Source organism: Salinicoccus sp. Marseille-QA3875, from assembly GCF_054950095.1.
Genome location: NZ_CM143103.1, coordinates 890,082 through 908,713 on the forward strand (window position 1 = coordinate 890,082; position 18,632 = coordinate 908,713).

Genomic DNA, 18,632 nt, shown 5'->3' on the forward strand with positions numbered 1-18,632 from the left:
ATAATCACTCCTCAGTATATAAGATGACATCGATTATTTTAAGTAGAATTTTAGCTCTCAACTGATCCCTGAAAGGCAATTCTATCATTAAAGTCTCCCTGTCAAGAACGGCATTGATAATTTTACCTTCTTTCAATGTAATCGTGTCATTTTCAAACATCGATTGTACGATATGCTGTGCATTTCGCTGACTTAAGGCGGGGCCAATCAATTTTTTCAGATGAGCAAGATATTCTGATTTTGAATGTGTCTCAACTTTAGTGATACGTATATATCCGCCCCCGCCGCGCTTACTCTCTACCATATAACCGTGCTCATTGGTGAACCGTGTTTTGATTACATAGTTCAGCTGCGACGGGACACAGTCAAATTTTTCAGCGATAAAGGCACGCTTGATTTCAACGACTTCGCCGTCGGAAGCTGCAAGTAATTCTTTCAAATATTGTTCGATAATATCTGACATATTACGCATGCTGTCACCTCTTTTGACCTTCTTTGACTAAAGTATACATTCTGCTTCTGTTTTTGGCAAATTTCTTGTTCAAAATAAAATTCTTCTTTATTTCTGTAAACGTTTGCATTATAATGATTCAGTATCGCGTTTCAGTCTTATATACTTTATAATGTACTTTTAGAGATGCATATACATAACCGCAACATATATCAAATTTTTTGGAGGATCTTTTATGAGTGTTTTAATGGGGATAGTCGGTATACTATTCACACTTTTCCTTGCATGGATTGCGAGCAGCAATAAAAAACTTTCGTTTAAAAAATGGAAGAACATTCTTATCTTACTCGCATTACAGCTGTTTTTTGCATTCCTGTTCCTGAACACTACGTGGGGTCAGACATTTATCGGGTGGCTGGCCGAAGCATTCAACCACCTGCTCGGCTTTGCCGCTGAAGGCGGACAGTTTGTATTTGGTGACCTGATGTCTTTATCCACAGAATCAGCCGCAGCAGGCGACCAGGTTTTATATAACAGTGAAGATGGAATGGCATTCAACGTATTCTTCTTCAACGTATTGGTCCCTATCATTTTCATCAGTGCAATCATCGGTATTCTTTCCTATATAAGAGTACTGCCTTTGATCATTAAAGGTATTGGGATGCTGATGACCAGAATTACAGGCATGCCTTATATCGAATCATACAACGGTGCTGCTTCAATGTTCCTCGGTCAGTCCGAAGTGTTCATATCACTTAAAAACGTTCTGCCGAAAATGACGACTCAAAGACTCTATACTCTGGCCGCACAGGCAATGAGTTCAATTTCCCTGTCTATCGTCGGTGCATTCTTTACGATGCTGGAGCCACAGTTTGTCATCATTGCCATCGTGCTGAACTTCCTGGGAATTTACATCATCGTTCATGTCATCAACCCGTATGAGGAAGAAATCAGTGACGAAGGCGTTGCGATTTCAACAAATCCTGAGAAAGGGAAATCTTTTTTCCAGGTGCTTGGCGATTACATCATCGACGGCGGAAAAGTTGTGCTTGTCGTTGCAGCAATGCTGATTGGTTTCATTGCTCTGATCGGCCTCTTGAACCAGCTGTTCCTTCTTATACCAGGAAGCAGCCTGACGTTCCAGGATATTCTCGGTTATATCTTTATGCCGATTGCATTCCTTATTGGTATTCCTTGGGATGAAGCACAGACTGCAGGCAGCCTGATGGCAACTAAACTGATAACGAATGAGTTTGTTGCAATCGGTGAATTTATGACACTTGCAGATGACTTATCAAGAAAAACGCAGGCGATGGTTTCAGTCTTCCTGATTTCATTTGCCAACTTTGGAAGTATCGGTATCATAGCAGGTTCGGTTAAAGGTCTTCACAGTGAAAGTGGAGATGAAGTTGCAAGATTCGGACTCAAGCTTGTATACGGTGCGTCCCTTGTAAGCTTGCTTACAGCAACAATCGTCGGATTCTTCTTCTAATATCCGACATGAAAAAGCTCTCCCGGAAGACGGGAGAGCTTTTTCTTTTCAAAATTCAAAGTAAGTTTTTGGACAATCATCCGTCCAGCCCGACAATAACAAGTACACCCATTAGAATGATCATGATTACAGTAAAAACAATGAAATATTTAACATATCTAAGGGGATGCTTTTTGAAATAACCGGTGAACTGCAATATGGTCAGCATGCCGCTGACAAGAAAGAAGACGATGGATATCAGTAACATTGTATACAGCACATTTATAAACATGATTGGAAGCTCCTTAATTTCATCCTAAGACCATTGTACAGGAAATATGATTTTACACCATCAGCTCATATAAATTTAAAATTTATCTTGTTTGATAGTAGTTTTTCCATGTGATATCATATGAATGACTATAAGAAAAGAGTTTACTAGGGTTCCGCAATCTGATTGGTCTGGACCGAGAGTAGACCCATGAAGCAATTCATGACACGGAAGGATAAAAGCCTGGGAGATTTCAATATCTCCCAGGCTTTTTTATTTTATCTTTGAAAGGATTTGAATTTATGAACTGGATTAAAATCATCATCGCTTCCATTTTTGAAGTCGGCTGGGTCATCGGCATCACCCACGCCGATAACTGGTGGCAGTGGGGGCTCACGATCATCGCCATATATGTCAGCTTCTACCTGCTGATTGTCGCTTCCATGGAACTACCGGTCGGCACATCCTATGCCGTATTTGTCGGTTTAGGTGCAACAGGCGTCGCAATCAGTGATTTTCTGTTCTTCGGTCAGCCTTTTACAATCTGGAATATAATCTTTATAGGTGTGCTGCTGATCGGTGTCATCGGCCTGAAGATGGTCACATCCGAAGAGCGTGTGGAAGGGGCTGAGCAATAATGGCATGGATTGTACTGATATTTGCAGGAGTTTTTGAAATGCTTGGAGTCAACGCCATTAACGTATACACGCATAACCGGACCATCAAAGCACTCTTTGGAATATTACTGTTCTTCGGCATCAGCTTCATATGCCTGTCGATCGCCATGAATACCATAGCCATGAGTACAGCTTATGCCGTCTGGACGGGCATCGGCGCAGCCGGCGGTGCGATTCTCGGTATGCTGTTCTACAATGAACCGAAAAATTTCCGGAGAATATTCTTCATCTCATTGATCATCGGCAGTGCGGTCGGGCTGAAAGCAATCAGCTAATATGCTTTCACCTGGGGAACGCTGCCACAAGTAAGCAAGAAAATATAGAAGCTGCCCACTGATGGATAAATGCTCCCACAGATGAGCAGCTTATTTTTATTCAAAGGATATATTATTCGTCTGCGACTTTCACTATTTGCTTTCCAAAATTTGAACCGTCAAATAATTTTCTGAATGCTGCAGGGATTTTTTCGAATCCTTCTTCAACTGATACTTCCGTATGGATCTTGCCGTCGTTCACCCACTCTGAAAGCTGGCGGTCCGCATTCTGGAAATCATCGGCATAATTGCCGACGATAAATGCCTGCATCAACGTTTGAGACTTGATCAATGTTGACTGGATTCTCGGCCCGATGTCTTCTGATGGATTATTGTAAGCTGAAATCGCCCCGCATACTGCGATTCTTGAAAACTTGTTCAGATGTTTGAACACCTCGTCGGACACAGGGCCGCCGACATTTTCAAAATAAACGTCTATTCCTTCAGAAACTGCATCTGCCAGTTTTTCACTGAAATCATCAGATTTGTAATCGACACCCGCATCAAAACCGAGTGTTTCCGTTAAATATTTAACCTTCTCTTCACCGCCGGCAATACCGACGACTCTAGCCCCTTTGATCTTTGCAATCTGGCCGACTACCGAACCGACTGCTCCGGAGGCCGCCGACACGACGACCGTTTCACCTTTTTGTGGTTTGCCAATTTTCAGCAAACCGTGATAAGCTGTCTGCCCCGGCATACCCAGTGTGCTCAAGTACAGGTGTAAAGGCAGTTCAGTATTCGAAATTTTAGACAGGTTCTCTGCTGGGACTGTGACATGACGCTGCCAGCTCATTATCCCTTTGACAAAGTCGCCTGCTTCGTAACCGTCAGCATTGGCTTTTTCTATCTTCCCGATGACGTGGCCGCCCAGCGGTTCGTCCACTTCAAATGGTTCCGTATATGATTTTCCTGCCGACATGCGGCCTCTCATATAAGGATCTACAGATACATAAATGCTTTTTACTGTAACTTCCCCTGCCGCCGGCTCTTTGATTTCTGTCTCTTCAAACTTGAATACATCATCTCCAGGAATGCCATCCGGCCGCTTTGCCAGAACAATCTGTTCATTTTTCATACTTTAGCCTCCATTTGTGTATTATCCATCAAGTGTAAATCCGGCCAGGTATGATATCAATCAATCCGGTCTTTCCTCTGCAGTTCATAAGCTCTGGATCTTCCATGATTAACGGGAGTACAATAAGTTCGAAGGTTCCTCTGAACTGTGGAACGCGAAATTTCATTCTTTAATATCTTTTGAATGACAGCTGTTGTAACCTGCTCATTGTGATATAGTATCTGAAAATCCTGCACTGCGTTCAAAACATGCAGTTTATTGCTCGTTCTGCCGTGACAATTTCTGCACACTGTAAAACCCCTGTGACTGTCGAGTTCATACGCATTGCAATGCATACAATATCTGCCTGTTTTGAGACGGCTGAAGTCTGTACTTATTTGATAGAAGGGCTCCGGCACCCTGTATGATTCAATCAATTGAATGATCTCCCGGGCGTCTTTTCTGGAGGTTAACCGGTTCAAAGTTCTCATATATATTTTAATTCTGTCCCTTTTTATCACTGATGCAGTACAGGCATCATCGTTTGTTGAGATTATAAAATAAGGATTGGGAAAAATCACCTTGGAATCTACAACGATATTGATATGATTTTCCCTGAATATTTTTATAAGTTTAGAACTCGCTCTTTTAACCTGAATGATTGGGTCATCAGATATTTGAATATTTCCCACATGCCAGACGTTATTTTCATAAGTATATTGACCACTGTAATTTTTAATTTCATTGATAATAACCTTGTCATCACTGACAATTAAACTGTCAATTTGAACCAATGACTTATCTGCTTTTATCCAGATATCTCTGAAAATGTTGATTCCATCATGCCCTGCTTCCTCAAAGATTATGTCATATAACTGTTCACCTTCAAAACCTTTTTGTAATCTATTAAGCCTTTTCGACTCCACCTCTGTCAGCTGTGCTCTGATTGATAAAGTTTCCAAATACTTCAATTCGTTGGGCTTACTTCGCTCAGTCAGAAAAATAAAATCATCCCCTTTATTATTTTCGCCATAAAAAAAATCCCCTCTATAATGTATTAGGAGAAAAACAGGGATTTTGATTTTTTTACTTTTAATTTTTAAGTGTATTTATATTATTTATGAAACTATTCACCCTTTTATTTTGAAATCTATTGATTCCCATCTGAATTTCCTTACTTTCAGCAGTAGATAAGGATAGAATTTGAAAATATTTAAAGAAGTGAGCCGGCCGGGTGACTAGTAAAATCATATTACAAGTCACTCATAACCGCCAGTGACCAGCAAGCCACTTTATCCAGTCACTCACAACTCCCAGTGACCGGCAATCCACTTTATCCAGTCACTCATAACTCTCAGTGACCGGCAATCCACTTTTTCCAGGCACTCGTGACTCCCAGTGACCGGCAATCCACTTTTTCCAGTCACTCACAACTCCCAGTGACCGGCAATCCACTTTACTTTATTTTAAACTGGCATGTATCAACAGTTCATCTATAATCCCAGTTGTTTCTTAATGGCTTCTTCCTGATTTTTAAAGGCTTCCTGATCAAGCTCATGTGGTTCTCCAGTTTCAGAGATTTGCTTAATATTCTGCGCCTGGAAATACCAGCCTGTAAAGTCACGCACAATATTCTCAACTGTGAGCGGCAGTCTTTCTTTAAGTGTCAGCACTGTTTTGCCGCCGTTCCCTTCATCAAGTTCCATCTCTATATCACCGGCATGCCATGTAAAGATGATTCTCTTCTTATCACTGAATTCCAGTACATCCATGTATTCCCAATCATCGTCTCCAAGAGTGAACACCAATTTTTCCGGTCTCGGTTCATCGTCGAACCTCAATTCTGGAAACCACTGTTTTATACCATCTGCAGTTCCAATATAGTGAAATGTGTTTTCTGCCGTCGCATCGATTTCTATCTCTATTGTCTGATATGCATTATAATCATCAGTATTATAATCCGCCCTCATGTTTATAGTCCCCTTCCCATTTTTGAATTTTGATCACTTTAAGTATAACAAATAGTCTCACAATAAAAAAACAGTGCACTCATGCACTGCTTTTTCTGACTATAAAAGCTCTTTTGCCAATAGTCTGTAAACGTCGAGACGCTTCTCCTGAGAATGCGGGATACTACAGATCATCGCCTCTTCAAAACCATACATTTCCTGCTCATTTTTCAACTGCTCTGCAACTTCTTTTGCATCGCCTACCAGATGAAGTTTACGTCCTTCCCTGATGCTCATCTTATCGAGCTCACTGAGCGGATAATTCTGCGCTTCTTCCGGCGTCATCGTCTGGGATATGCGCCCCTGCTGCAGCATCAGTCTTGAAATGTCATATGGCAATGCTTCATATTCCGCTTCCTCTTTAGTTTCAGCGGTCGTCACCATATAGGATACGTTGATCTCAGGTTTCTCCATCAGCGCAGATGGTTTGAACCTTTCTTTATATATATCGAGTATTTCCTTCGACAATTCACCGTTGAAGAATTGCGCGAAAGAGTAACCCGCTCCCATTTCCGCCGTCTGAACCGCACTGTTACCGGTTGAGCCGAGCATCCATGCTTCGGGCAGTACTACATTGGAAGGAAAAGCCGGTGTTGAACCATATAACCTGCCTTCCGGCACTTCATCATTAATCAGCTGCATGGCAATTTCAAATTTGTCATACATATCATCCATCTTCGGCTGCCTGCCCTCAGCAAGTGCATACATCGCAAAGTGGTCTCCGCCCGGAGCCCGTCCGACACCGAAATCAATTCTGCCTGGAGAAAATGCACTGAGTGTTTTAAATACTTCAGCCAGTTTCAACGGTGAATAGTGCATCATCATGACACCGCCCGTACCAATTCTGATATTGTCGGTTTTAGCGGCAAGCCTTGCTGCAGTGACTTCCGGTGCAGAACTCACATGGGATTTTGTTCCATGGTGTTCCGCCATCCACATCCGGTGGTACCCCAGTTCATCTGCCAATACCGCAAGTTCTTCCGCTTTAACAAGTGCATCAGCGGATTCATTTCCTATCGTTACCGGCGCTTGATCCAATACGCTCAACTTCATTTAAAGCCACCCTTTCAAAATCTTCATCCAGTTAATTTCCAAATTAGAAATAATATTATCAGTTGTCATCCTTTCATTCAATTTAACTGCCTGTTTTACATTGGAATACGAATAATATATTCTCAAAGTAACAAATCCATAAAATACGAGGGGTTTTATCATGACCGGATCACAAGCTGAAAACAACAGGACCAGAGACAGTAAAAATGAATTCTGGATAACAGTCGCGCTTTTTCATATATACTTTATCTTTTTCTACATGCTGGTGCTTATCATCTTTTCACGGTTCACAGTCAGCTGGCTTATGATCATCGTCCCATTCCTGATTGTCGCCATGGTACCGCTTGCAAAAAAAGGGATAATGGCCGGTAAAGAAAAATCAACAAAAAATGAATTGCTGCCAACGGTGGGCTTCTTAATATTATTTGCGGCTGCTAAACTGATTCTTATCTTTTCATTACACGACTTTTTCGAATCACTTTATATCATTGATTTGGAATCATCGGTAATCGACCTGATTGTCGTCAGTATTTTCACAGTAGTTCTTGCTTTGGCTCTTTATTTCCTATTCACGACAGATGCGTGGGTCAACCGTTTCATTTTCGTCATTCTTGCAGTCTATTCACTTGCCAGAATTTTAAACCCTTTCGACGTGATGACTGATGTTACCGCCTGGATTCTGCAGTACTTGACCCTTATCGCCCTGCCGATTATTCTGCTCGCAATTTTTATAAAAGCAAAATCATCCAAAAGTTCGGAATAAAATGCCCGGGAGCTGTTTATTTTTCGTCAAATCTCAGCCATTTAACACCGACTCAATTTGATATAATAATTGTAAATATAAATTGTGGGCCGGGTGATCATTTTGTCACGTGAACATTTAAATTCACTGCTAGTCAAATTCATAACTTTCATTACAGTATTCGCGCTGTTATATGTTACATCAGCATATATTTTAACTTTCATCACACCGAATATTAACTGGGCGATGGTGCTCCATATACTTAATATCGGCGTGATGTTCATACTGTCCCTTTTTATCACCAAACACCTGGGCAGATGGATTGCAGCTAAAATTTCATAACAGGCAATATACCCGGACAGGAAATGATTTCCTGTCCGGGTATATTTTTATTGTCGTAAAATTTCACATTGTGTAATATGATTATATCAGGGGGCGGATTACTATGATCAGTATTTACGAATTGAAGCCTAAATTCCAGCAGTTATTGAAGCCGATTGTCAATTTCCTGCACAGGATGAATATCACACCTAATCAGGTGACCATTTTTGCATGCCTTCTTTCATTATTGATCGGCGTGCTTTTTTATTTCAATTACAGTTCAACCTGGATTTATATCGTCATCCCGGTCTTCATGTTTGTGCGTATGGCACTGAATGCGGTTGACGGCGTCCTTGCCAAAGATTTCAACCTGCAATCCAGACTGGGAAAATACTTGAATGAGCTGACGGACGTCATCAGTGATTCCGCTCTGTTTTTACCGTTCATATTGATCGCCGATCCACATCCTGTGACAGTCATCATATTTATCATATTGTCCATCATCAGTGAAATGGCAGGTGTCATGGGTGAAAATATTTCAGGCGTCAGGCAGTATAGTGGACCGATGGGTAAAAGCGACCGTGCTTTTTTAATCGGCGCAATATCGGTGTCACTGATTTTCTGGGATCCACTCACACAGTACTTATGGATTGTATTTCTGATTGCTTCAATTTTAATCGTCATCAATATATATACAAGAGTTAAAAATGGATTGGAGGACAAAGTATGAATTTCAATGTACTGACAGATGAAGTGCTTTACGTGCTTATCGGCATCGTCGCGATTTTAGTAGTTTCAACCGCAATCACTTTGTTTTTAAAACAAAAGAAACCTTCACATACGGTGGACGAAGTGATGCTGCGCATCAAATCATGGTGGGTGATGTTCTTCATCTTCACTTTCGCCCTCGTTATCCATTCGACAATATCACTGATATTCATGGGAATATTGTCGTTCCTTGCATTAAAGGAATATTTTTCACTGATTCCTTTCAACCGGGCGCACCGTCTCGTTATTTTCTGGTCCTATATCGCAATACCGATTCAGTTTTTATTCATATACTTTGAATTTTACGGCATGTTCATCGTCTTCATACCTGTGTATATGTTCCTGCTCATACCGATTCAGGCAATCATAGTCGGAGAAACGAAAAATTTTCTTCAGTCAGTCGCTTCTGTTCAGTGGGGGTTGATGCTCATGGTATTCGGCCTGTCGCACCTCGCCTACCTGCTCGTTCTTCCGGGAAAGGAAAACAGCGTGCTCGGTGCCGGGCTTGTTTTGTTCCTGGTCGTTCTTACTCAGGCGAATGACGTCGCACAGTTTTTATGGGGGAAATCACTCGGCAAACGGAAGATTCTGCCGAAGGTCTCTCCGAATAAGACATGGGCAGGCTTTTTCGGCGGCGTACTGACAACGACAGTACTCGCCGTAGTGCTGGCTCCGTTGATCACTCCTTTCACTTTGACCGGCAGTATCATTGCAGGGCTCTATATCGGTCTGACCGGATTTATCGGCGATGTTAATATTTCCGCTTTGAAACGTGACTTGAATATAAAAGATACTTCAGCACTGATCCCCGGCCATGGAGGTATCCTGGACCGCGTGGACTCACTGACATACACGGCACCGCTGTTCTTTCACTTTGCTCGATTCTTTTACTTTTAAGGGTGGGATAAATGAGAAGTTTATTATTTTCCATTTTAGTCAGGCCGGTCATACTGTTTGTACTCGGAATTAATATACGGCACAGGGAGAAGCTCCCGGCGTCCGGCCCTGTTGTAATCATTGCGAATCATAACAGCCATCTGGATACACTTGTACTGATGTCATTGTTTCACGGGAAAAGCTTTCAAAAAGTCCGTCCGGTGGCTGCCGGGGATTACTTTATGAAGAATAAATTCCTGGCTTTCTTTTCTACTAAAGTCATGAATATCATCCCGATAGAAAGAAAGATGACGAAGGATATCCAAGGCATGTTTTCACCGATTCTTGACGCTTTGGAAGATGACAGCATCATCATATTATTTCCTGAAGGCTCAAGAGGTGAGGCTGAACAGCTCAGCAGATACAAAAGCGGCATCTATTACTTGATGCGGGAAGTGCCTGATATTGATATTGTTCCGGTATTTCTATACGGCCTGGGCAAAGCTCTGCCGAAAGGATCTTTTATTTTCGTGCCGTTCTTTGTTGATATTCTCATCGGTGACTCATTTAAATACAATGAAAACCGCAAGGAATTCATGGACACTTTAAATGAACGAATGGATAATCTTGGAGAGGAGGGTCAGTTTAAAGAATGGTAATGATGATTGCATCTTTTATATGGGGTCTCAGTGAAGCTACCTTTTTCTTCATAATTCCGGATGTCCTGCTGAGCTATTATGCTCTAAAGAATGACAACTTAAAGAAGATTTTTCTAATGAACATCGTCTGCATCACCGGTGCCGCCTCCGGCGGCGCCGTCATATTCATGATGAGCACCACCAATCACGCCAATGTCGTTGATTTTATGCTGTCAGTCCCCGCCATCCACACATATATGCTCGATCATGTGAAGGCTGAAATGTCAGCCAATACTTTTCTGGCCCTGGTTACAGGACCTTTATTCGGCGTGCCCTATAAATTGTTTGCAAGTTTCGCACCACTTTACACTAATGTATTTATCTTCATATTATTTTCCATCCCTGCCCGATTAATACGATTCATTATCGTTTCACTGCTCGCATATTTACTTTCCCACAAGATTTTTAGATATTTGTCTTTAAAAGTTAAAACCTTGATCTGGCTTTTTGTTTGGGTGGTTGTCTACACAATCTATTTTTCCATCCACCCTTTCTGAATATCCATTTTATTTTTTGTTGACTTGATTAATGTATATTGACTTACCGGTATTTTTCAGTTAATATTCCTATTAGTTTGGTATGACTTTAATTTGTGAGGTGAACGGACTTGAAAGTACAATTGAAAGACGTACATAAAGAATTTAAAAAAGATCAAAAGCAAAAGCTTCAAGTATTGGATGATATCAACTTTGATATTAAAGAAGGTGAGTTCGTTTCTCTTCTCGGACCTTCCGGCTGCGGAAAGTCGACAATATTGAAATTAATCGCAGGACTTGAAAAAACGACTTCAGGTGAAGTGCTGGTCAACGGTACAAAAGTCGATAAACCCGGTACAGACCGCATCGTCGTCTTCCAGGAAGGCGGGTTATTTCCATGGATGACCGTAAAGGAGAACGTATCTTACGGCTTGAATCTGAAAAACATGTCCAAAACAGAAATAGAAGAAAAAACAATGGACGGCCTGCGGATGGTGCATCTTATCAATTTTGCAGATGCCTACCCCCATGAACTATCCGGAGGGATGAAACAGCGTGTGGCTATCGCACGGGCGCTCGTAATGGATCCAGAAGTATTATTGATGGATGAACCATTTGCAGCGCTCGATGAACAGACAAGACTCGTACTCCATAAGGAACTTCAGAATATCTGGAGAAATACAGGCAATACGATTTTATTTATTACGCATAATATTCGTGAAGCATTGACACTGTCCGACCGTGTACTTCTCATGAGTACCCGCCCCGGCAAAATAAAAAAATCTTTTACCGTTCAGTCTGCACGCCCCCGTGATCCTGCGGACAGTGTCATCGTCGATCTCGAAAGACGTGTCATGGCAGAGCTTGAAGTTGAAATGGAAAAAGTGTTAAAGGAGGAGTTTGGTGATGACTACAGTTTTAAGACGGATAATCTTCGTAGCAGTGATCATCGGGATATGGGAAGTAATATCTAAGCTTGGATTCTTCCCTACATTCATGTTCCCTCCTATCATCATTCCGAATGAGCCCGGGGGTGTCACCGTCATTGGCACGCTCATAGGGAGCATCATGTCAGGGCAGATTGTGACTGCTACAGGAACAACGCTGATCAGATTATTGATCGGCTTCTCGATCGCTGTCGTACTCGGCTTAACATTCGGATTCCTTATTGCCCGCTATAAATGGGTCGACGATACGCTGGGATTCTTTGTTACAGCACTGCAGTCCATTCCTAGTATTGTGTGGTTCCCACTTGCGATCGTCTGGTTCGGTCTCGGCAATGCCTCCATCCTTTTCATAGTGGCAATCGGAGCAACGTGGACAATGACTGTGAACTCGAGCACAGGATTTAAAAATGTGCCATCAATCTATATGGATGCCGCAAAAACATTGGGCTCTTCAGGTTCACACCTGCTGAGGACGGTCATCATACCCGCATCAGTTCCACATATCATTTCAGGACTGCGCGTAGCATGGGCATTTGCTTGGCGTGCAATCATGGCCGGTGAACTGCTCGGCTCAACAGGCGGGCTCGGTTACTTACTTGACCTGGGACGTTCAATCCAGGCAATGGATCTGGTTCTGTCCATCATGATTGTCATTGGTGTCATCGGAACAATTATAGACAATCAGGTTTTCTTACGTATGGAACGTGCAGTCGCACGCCGTTACGGTCAGACTGTTTAAATAAAATTCAGGAGGATATACATGAAAAAAATCATATTGGGAATTATCGCGCTGTCTCTTGCAGTAGTTGCGGGATGTAACAGTTCGGAAGAAGCAGCTGAAGAGGTCAGAATCGGCTACTTCCCGAACTTGACGCACATCACGACTGTTGTCGCTTTACAGAACGGATACTTTGAAGAAGAATTCGGGGAAGATATTTCAATTGATACGATGACATTCCCGAACGGCAGTGCTTTTATGGAAGCAATGTCTACCGAAGAGTTTGATATTGGTACTGTCGGACCCTCACCGGCTACGACAACATTTATGAGAAACCCTGCACACTCAATCATTGCAGGTGCAGTTAACGGCGGTGCCGTACTCGCAACAGCAGAAGATTCAGGCATTGAATCAGTTGAAGATTTAGATGGTAAAAGTGTAGCTGTACCGACAATAGGTTCGACTCAGGATATCATGCTGAGAAAAGCACTTCATGAAGCCGGACTGGATATTGATGACTCCGGCGGGACTGTAAGCCTTAATCCGCAGGCACCGGCTGATACATCGACATTATTCCTGCAGGGCGATGTAGCTGCTGCAGCAACTCAGGAACCTTGGGGAGTATTTTTAGAAAATCAGACGAATGCAGATATTCTTTTGGATGAAGATGAGTTCGGCTGGGGTGCAGATTCCACAATGACAGTAGTCACTGCAAGAAATGCATTTACAGAAGCAAATCCCGAACTGGCTGAAGGTTACTTACGTGCACATACAAGAGCAATTGAATTTATCGAAGAGAACCGTGAGGAAGCGGTTAATATTTTCGTAGATCATATCACTGAAATCACAGGCAGCGAACTGAGTGTGGAAGAAACACTTGAAGCAAGCGAACGTCTTTACCCGACTCATGAACTGGACGAAGAAGTACTTCAGGAAATGGCAACGATCAGCTATGAAGCAGATTACATGTCAAGTGATGACATCGAAGGATTGATCGACACAGAATTCATAGATAAAGTCACTTCTGAACAATAATGAAAAAGCACTCAACAACCAATTGTTGAGTGCTTTTTTATATTACCATCCACGGTCCTGCATTCTTTCATTTTCAGGAAGTGTCCGTACATCAATGCCCGACATCGGTGTGCCAAGCTCTTTTGCGAGCTCACCGATCAATTTATAATCCTGATAGTTTTCAGTCGCCTGAACAATCGCTCTTGCGAACTTCTCAGGCTGTTCTGATTTGAATACACCTGAGCCGACAAACACTCCGTCAGCACCCAGCTCCATCATTAACGCTGCATCCTGCGGGGTTGCGACACCGCCTGCTGCGTAATTGACGACCGGAAGTCCGCCCAGTTCCTTGATCTCTTTCAAAACCTCATATGGCGCGCCCAGATCTTTAGCGAATGTCATCAGTTCATCATCGCTTAATACTGAAATCTGCTTTACCTGCTGATTCACTTTTCTGATATGCCTGACCGCTTCGACGATGTTGCCTGTACCCGGTTCACCTTTTGTGCGCAACATTCTGGATCCTTCACCGATACGTCTTGCCGCTTCACCAAGGTCACGGCAGCCGCATACAAACGGTACACTGTAATCGGACTTCAACAGATGATACTCTTCATCCGCAGGCGTTAAAACTTCTGATTCATCAATGAAGTCGACACCCATCGCTTCAAGTACACGCGCTTCTGAAATATGTCCGATACGGCACTTGGCCATGACCGGAATCGATACTGCCTCCACCACTTCTTCTATGATACGCGGATCTGCTGAACGCGCGACGCCTCCTGCAGCACGGATATCAGAGGGCACACGCTCCAGTGCCATTACAGCGACTGCGCCTGCAGCCTCTGCTATCTTTGCCTGTTCCGCATTTACTACATCCATGATTACACCTTTATAAGGCATTGCCAGTTTTTCCTGAGCCATCTTACATCCCACTTTCTTATATTATTAACTTATGATATATTCTAGATGATTAACTGACTCTTACAAAGTGTCAGATTACCAAATAATATAGGGGTCAGATCATGTATATAAAACTAGATCCAAAAAGTGGGCTGAGCTTATATGAACAGCTTTATCAGGAAATTAAAAAACAAATTTTAAAAGGTGAAATCAAAAACAACGCCAAGTTACCGAGTAAAAGACAGCTGAAAATGGATTTGAACGTCAGTATGACTACCATCGAACGCGCCTATAATCAGCTTCTCGATGAAGACCTTGTGTACAGTGTGGAAAAGAGCGGTTTCTATGTATCAGCGATCGATCTGCTCAAAACGACACCGAAAGAAATACCTTATATTGTAAAGCCAGCGCAGCAAAAATTCAAACTGGCCCTCGGTACAATTGATACTTCCATTGTGCAAAGGGAGGTCATCAAACAGATTTCAAGAGAAGTATTCGACCAGCATGATCTGCTCAACCCGGGAGAAAACAGCGGTGAGCATGAACTCAGGGAAGCCATCTCGGATTATCTGCATTTCAACCGGGGAGTCTCCTGCTCCATCGATCAAATATTCATCGGTCCGTCGACAGAATTCCTGCTGCAGCAGGTTTTATTATTGCTTGATTATCCAACGATGACGATTGAAAATCCAGGGTATCCGATAGTGAAAAAAGTGATTTCACATTTAAAACTGACCCATGATATTGCACGTGTGGATTCCGACGGCATCAATCTTGAAGACGTCATCACCAACAAAAATCCTGTCGTCCATATCACTCCATCCCATCAATTTCCGAGCGGCGTGGTGCTGTCCTTGAAAAAGCGCATCCAGCTGCTGAATTACGCACTGGAAAATGATGTGTACATCATCGAAGATGATTATGACAGTGAATTCAGATATACCGGCAGACCCCTGCCTTCTCTGCAGGGACTTGACCAGAATGACCGGACGATATATATGAGCACATTTTCAAAATCATTGTACCCTTCCCTGAGGCTCTCTGTAATGGTTCTGCCCAAACCACTTTCCGAAAAATATTATACAGAAAAATTGTCCTGCAACGTTTCAAGACAGATGCAGCATATTGTCGCAAGATATATTTCTGAAGGATATTTAAACAGGCATATCAACAGAGTCCGTAAAATCTACAAAAAAAAGATGCAGCAGATTACAGAATGGCTGAAATCAGCCCATCCTGCCGTGAGTATCACCGGTGACCATACCGGTATGCACTTTATTCTGAGTTGTCCAGGGCATGATATACGACCACTTGTTCTGCAACATCAGCTGATCAGTAAAAACAATTATTCAGTGGACGACCATTTTAATGATTCAGTGATTGTCGGCATCGGTGAAGAGAGTACAGAAGATATTATTCAGACATTGGATATATTTTTAAAAAGTGTATATCAATAAAAATCTGCCTCGAATTTAACGACCATCAATCTGATTTGAAGCAGAGCCCAAATTATTTTGGCCATGAAAAAACACATGGAATACATTCCATGTGTTTATGAGTGGGCCTAAGTGGACTCGAACCACCGACCTCACGCTTATCAGGCGTGCGCTCTAACCAGCTGAGCTATAGGCCCCGGTTATGTAATTGAAAATAAAAAAATGGAGACTAGCGGGATCGAACCGCTGACCTCCTGCGTGCAAGGCAGGCGCTCTCCCAGCTGAGCTAAGCCCCCAAAATAGAATATAATAAGAAAGATGCGGGTGAGAGGACTTGAACCTCCACGTCCGAAGACACTAGATCCTGATTCTAGCGCGTCTGCCAATTCCGCCACACCCGCGGATGAAAATCGGGAAGACAGGATTCGAACCTGCGACCCCTTGGTCCCAAACCAAGTGCTCTACCAAGCTGAGCTACTTCCCGCAATTATAATTAAATCTGTTCAAAAAAATAAAACGGTATGACCGCTTAATAAAAATGGAGCGGAAGACGGGATTCGAACCCGCGACCCCCACCTTGGCAAGGTGGTGTTCTACCACTGAACTACTTCCGCCTTTAAAAATTATTCAAATGGAGAATGACGGGTTCGAACCGCCGACCCTCTGCTTGTAAGGCAGATGCTCTCCCAGCTGAGCTAATTCTCCCTCTCACTAATGTTGAGTGCCTATTAATGATAATACAAAAATCATTACAATGTCAACATATCCTTAATATTTAAAAGTGTAAAAAGGGAAAGCAAGTAGAATCCTTCAGCTAAAAGTGATTCTACTTGCTTATGGGTGCCAATCTATATAAAGTATTCTGCTTAAATACCTTATAAACTTAAATTAATTGTGCTATCGCGTCGATCGGAATACTTTTTTCACCAACAATTGTGAGGATGCCTGTTACTGCTAAAATCATTGACATAACAATTCTTTTTGTCATTGTATCTCCCCCTTTGTTAATAATTTTATTATACTACATGTTCAGACTGTTCTTTAAAAATTTTCATATATGAAAATTAAAAGATGAAATACTTTCTTTTTTCAGTCATTTTTAACTATAATGCTTATAACTGACAACTTATGGAGGGGATTCATATGTCTAATCAATCTATTGGAATGCTGATCAGAGAGTTCAGGCAGTCAAGAAACCTGACCATGAAGGAAGTTTGCGATACCGATCTGTCCATTGCACAATTATCCAAATTTGAGCGCGGAGTCAGCGAAATAACCATCAATAAATTATTAGTCATCCTGGACAAGCTGAATATTACAATTGAAGAATTCTTTCATGCTGAACAGGAATTTGAGTTGAGTGAATTTGAGCAGCTTATAGTGACAATGAAAGAGCATTACATAAAGAATGACGCCGGCCGGATAATTGAATTAAGAAATGAACAGCTTGAAAAATATTCACAGAAGAATGTTAAATTCTTTGAGCTGAATGCAATAATGCTGTCTGCTCTGCTGAAAGATCTTAAGAACGAAAAGACTAAAGAACCCGAAATGGAAGAGAAGCTGATCGACCATCTCCTTGAAGTGGATATATGGTGCCATTATGAAATCGTCCTTTTCGCCAACTCCATTTCACTGTTCAATACAAATACTCTTGTCACTCTGACAAATGAAATGATCAGCAATACGAAATATTATCAGGAAATAAAAAAACACCGCGTCATTACAATACAGACATTGATCAATGTCATACTCACTCTGCTTGAAAATGGTGAAACGGAGCAGAGTAAAATATTTCAGGATAAACTTACAGAACTTCTTGAGATGGACCAGTATCTGCTTTATGAAAGAAACGTCTCCATTTACTTAGCCGGTTTTTATCTTTATAAAACGGGCCAGAAAGAAGACGGCTTAAAATCAATGCAGCAGGCGATATCCACCTTTAAAGATTTAAAAATCGATCAGCTTGCACAAAACTTTCAAAGTCACTATGACCAGATCGTATCCGGATAATGAAAAGCCGTAAGTACCCATTTCAGTACTTACGGCCTTTCTTCTTAAATCCCTGTGTCTTCCACAGGCTCCATCCAGTCTATCGTGCCTACTGTCATTGCCAGATGGACAAGTTCACTGTCTTTCTTCGCACCGTGCCAATGAACGACATCTTTGCCTATATTGATGACATCACCCGCTTTAATCGTTTCAGGTTCTTTGCCTTCTTCCTGATACCATCCTTCACCGTGAGTGACGAGCAGCACCTGTCCGACTTCGTGGGAATGCCACTTTGTTTTGCCGCCCGGCTTGAAAGTTACATTCGCTATCGGCGTATTGAGGGGTGCTCCCTCCTTGAACAGCACGTTATGATACACTTCACCCGTAAAATTATCTGTCCTTTGTTCACCTTCCGGAAAAATCTTTTCTGCAGTCATT

At 42.2% G+C, this 18,632-nt stretch carries 22 protein-coding genes, 6 tRNA genes and 1 riboswitch; of the genes, 14 read left to right on the plus strand and 14 right to left on the minus strand.

Annotated elements, in window-relative coordinates; translation table 11 throughout:
* Positions 1–4: 4 nt before the first annotated feature.
* Entirely contained in the window at positions 5–472 is a 468-nt protein-coding gene (locus ACY8DT_RS04625) for a CtsR family transcriptional regulator (RefSeq protein WP_462421764.1), read from the minus strand.
* Positions 473–686: 214 nt separating this feature from the next.
* Here ACY8DT_RS04625 and ACY8DT_RS04630 point away from each other — a divergent pair, with 214 nt between their 5' ends.
* The gene (locus ACY8DT_RS04630; protein ID WP_462421765.1) at positions 687–1,943 is read left to right on the plus strand and encodes a NupC/NupG family nucleoside CNT transporter; all 1,257 of its coding nucleotides are present in this window, start codon (positions 687–689) and stop codon (positions 1,941–1,943) included.
* A 76-nt stretch (positions 1,944–2,019) separates the two neighbouring features.
* Here the strand turns inward: ACY8DT_RS04630 and ACY8DT_RS04635 are convergent, their stop codons facing one another.
* Positions 2,020–2,214, minus strand: coding sequence for a hypothetical protein (locus tag ACY8DT_RS04635; RefSeq protein ID WP_052254939.1), 195 nt, complete (start codon positions 2,212–2,214; stop codon positions 2,020–2,022).
* Positions 2,215–2,349: 135 nt separating this feature from the next.
* Positions 2,350–2,445, plus strand: a riboswitch (guanidine-I (ykkC/yxkD leader).
* 50 nt (positions 2,446–2,495) lie between these two features.
* Here ACY8DT_RS04635 and ACY8DT_RS04640 point away from each other — a divergent pair.
* Both ACY8DT_RS04640 and ACY8DT_RS04645 read left to right on the plus strand, forming a co-directional pair.
* Positions 2,496–2,831, plus strand: a complete 336-nt coding sequence (locus ACY8DT_RS04640) for a DMT family transporter (protein ID WP_052254940.1) — start codon at positions 2,496–2,498, stop codon at positions 2,829–2,831.
* Positions 2,831–3,145: a DMT family transporter gene (locus ACY8DT_RS04645; RefSeq protein ID WP_462421766.1), complete on the plus strand. Its 315-nt coding sequence runs from the start codon at positions 2,831–2,833 to the stop codon at positions 3,143–3,145. The genes ACY8DT_RS04640 and ACY8DT_RS04645 overlap by 1 nt, the downstream gene beginning before the upstream one ends.
* 112 nt (positions 3,146–3,257) lie before the next feature.
* On the opposite strand, the gene ACY8DT_RS04650 is transcribed toward ACY8DT_RS04645, so the two are convergent.
* The 4 genes from ACY8DT_RS04650 to ACY8DT_RS04665 form a co-directional block, all read right to left on the minus strand.
* Complete coding sequence (locus ACY8DT_RS04650; RefSeq protein ID WP_462421767.1) at positions 3,258–4,262, minus strand: NADP-dependent oxidoreductase; 1,005 nt, start codon at positions 4,260–4,262, stop codon at positions 3,258–3,260.
* 56 nt (positions 4,263–4,318) lie between these two features.
* Positions 4,319–5,212 carry a nuclease-related domain-containing protein gene (locus tag ACY8DT_RS04655; protein WP_462421768.1) on the minus strand — a complete coding sequence of 298 codons (894 nt, stop codon included), beginning with the start codon at positions 5,210–5,212 and terminating at the stop codon, positions 4,319–4,321.
* Between the two features lie 522 nt (positions 5,213–5,734).
* On the minus strand, positions 5,735–6,211 hold the full coding sequence (locus ACY8DT_RS04660) for an SRPBCC domain-containing protein (RefSeq protein WP_462421769.1): 477 nt from the start codon (positions 6,209–6,211) through the stop codon (positions 5,735–5,737).
* Positions 6,212–6,310: 99 nt separating this feature from the next.
* Positions 6,311–7,303, minus strand: coding sequence for an MsnO8 family LLM class oxidoreductase (locus ACY8DT_RS04665; RefSeq protein ID WP_462421770.1), 993 nt, complete (start codon positions 7,301–7,303; stop codon positions 6,311–6,313).
* 160 nt (positions 7,304–7,463) lie between these two features.
* On the opposite strand from ACY8DT_RS04665, the gene ACY8DT_RS04670 reads away from it, so the two are divergent.
* The 9 genes from ACY8DT_RS04670 (at position 7,464) to ACY8DT_RS04710 (ending at position 13,884) form a co-directional block, all read left to right on the plus strand.
* Positions 7,464–8,066: a hypothetical protein gene (locus tag ACY8DT_RS04670; protein WP_462421771.1), complete on the plus strand. Its 603-nt coding sequence runs from the start codon at positions 7,464–7,466 to the stop codon at positions 8,064–8,066.
* 102 nt (positions 8,067–8,168) lie between these two features.
* Entirely contained in the window at positions 8,169–8,387 is a 219-nt protein-coding gene (locus ACY8DT_RS04675) for a hypothetical protein (protein ID WP_462421772.1), read from the plus strand.
* Positions 8,388–8,490: 103 nt separating this feature from the next.
* Positions 8,491–9,096, plus strand: a complete 606-nt coding sequence (locus ACY8DT_RS04680; RefSeq protein ID WP_462421773.1) for a CDP-alcohol phosphatidyltransferase family protein — start codon at positions 8,491–8,493, stop codon at positions 9,094–9,096.
* The gene (locus ACY8DT_RS04685; RefSeq protein WP_462421774.1) at positions 9,093–10,031 is read left to right on the plus strand and encodes a phosphatidate cytidylyltransferase; all 939 of its coding nucleotides are present in this window, start codon (positions 9,093–9,095) and stop codon (positions 10,029–10,031) included. Before ACY8DT_RS04680 ends, ACY8DT_RS04685 begins: the two co-directional genes overlap by 4 nt.
* An 11-nt stretch (positions 10,032–10,042) precedes the next feature.
* The gene (locus tag ACY8DT_RS04690) at positions 10,043–10,669 is read left to right on the plus strand and encodes a lysophospholipid acyltransferase family protein (protein WP_462421775.1); all 627 of its coding nucleotides are present in this window, start codon (positions 10,043–10,045) and stop codon (positions 10,667–10,669) included.
* Complete coding sequence (locus ACY8DT_RS04695; protein ID WP_462421776.1) at positions 10,663–11,205, plus strand: hypothetical protein; 543 nt, start codon at positions 10,663–10,665, stop codon at positions 11,203–11,205. The genes ACY8DT_RS04690 and ACY8DT_RS04695 overlap by 7 nt, the downstream gene beginning before the upstream one ends.
* 110 nt (positions 11,206–11,315) lie before the next feature.
* Positions 11,316–12,158: an ABC transporter ATP-binding protein gene (locus tag ACY8DT_RS04700; RefSeq protein WP_462421777.1), complete on the plus strand. Its 843-nt coding sequence runs from the start codon at positions 11,316–11,318 to the stop codon at positions 12,156–12,158.
* Complete coding sequence (locus ACY8DT_RS04705; RefSeq protein ID WP_462421778.1) at positions 12,091–12,870, plus strand: ABC transporter permease; 780 nt, start codon at positions 12,091–12,093, stop codon at positions 12,868–12,870. Before ACY8DT_RS04700 ends, ACY8DT_RS04705 begins: the two co-directional genes overlap by 68 nt.
* A 21-nt stretch (positions 12,871–12,891) precedes the next feature.
* Entirely contained in the window at positions 12,892–13,884 is a 993-nt protein-coding gene (locus tag ACY8DT_RS04710) for an ABC transporter substrate-binding protein (protein WP_462421779.1), read from the plus strand.
* Between the two features lie 42 nt (positions 13,885–13,926).
* On the opposite strand, the gene pdxS is transcribed toward ACY8DT_RS04710, so the two are convergent.
* The gene (gene pdxS / locus ACY8DT_RS04715) at positions 13,927–14,787 is read right to left on the minus strand and encodes a pyridoxal 5'-phosphate synthase lyase subunit PdxS (RefSeq protein ID WP_462421780.1); all 861 of its coding nucleotides are present in this window, start codon (positions 14,785–14,787) and stop codon (positions 13,927–13,929) included.
* A gap of 101 nt (positions 14,788–14,888) precedes the next feature.
* Here pdxS and pdxR point away from each other — a divergent pair, with 101 nt between their 5' ends.
* The gene (gene pdxR, locus ACY8DT_RS04720) at positions 14,889–16,223 is read left to right on the plus strand and encodes a MocR-like pyridoxine biosynthesis transcription factor PdxR (RefSeq protein WP_462421781.1); all 1,335 of its coding nucleotides are present in this window, start codon (positions 14,889–14,891) and stop codon (positions 16,221–16,223) included.
* A gap of 102 nt (positions 16,224–16,325) precedes the next feature.
* On the opposite strand, the gene ACY8DT_RS04725 is transcribed toward pdxR, so the two are convergent.
* The 6 genes from ACY8DT_RS04725 to ACY8DT_RS04750 form a co-directional block, all read right to left on the minus strand.
* Positions 16,326–16,399, minus strand: a tRNA-Ile gene (locus tag ACY8DT_RS04725).
* 26 nt (positions 16,400–16,425) lie between these two features.
* Positions 16,426–16,498: transfer RNA gene (locus ACY8DT_RS04730), tRNA-Ala, on the minus strand.
* A 23-nt stretch (positions 16,499–16,521) separates the two neighbouring features.
* Positions 16,522–16,603 (minus strand) — tRNA-Leu (locus ACY8DT_RS04735).
* A 9-nt stretch (positions 16,604–16,612) separates the two neighbouring features.
* A tRNA-Pro gene (locus tag ACY8DT_RS04740) sits at positions 16,613–16,686 on the minus strand.
* Between the two features lie 55 nt (positions 16,687–16,741).
* Positions 16,742–16,816, minus strand: a tRNA-Gly gene (locus tag ACY8DT_RS04745).
* 18 nt (positions 16,817–16,834) lie between these two features.
* Positions 16,835–16,907 (minus strand) — tRNA-Val (locus ACY8DT_RS04750).
* A gap of 438 nt (positions 16,908–17,345) precedes the next feature.
* On the opposite strand from ACY8DT_RS04750, the gene ACY8DT_RS04755 reads away from it, so the two are divergent.
* A complete protein-coding gene (locus ACY8DT_RS04755) occupies positions 17,346–18,215 on the plus strand; it encodes a helix-turn-helix domain-containing protein (RefSeq protein ID WP_462421782.1) in 870 nt (289 codons plus the stop codon).
* Between the two features lie 44 nt (positions 18,216–18,259).
* On the opposite strand, the gene ACY8DT_RS04760 is transcribed toward ACY8DT_RS04755, so the two are convergent.
* Complete coding sequence (locus ACY8DT_RS04760; protein WP_462421783.1) at positions 18,260–18,631, minus strand: cupin domain-containing protein; 372 nt, start codon at positions 18,629–18,631, stop codon at positions 18,260–18,262.
* Position 18,632: the final 1 nt, after the last annotated feature.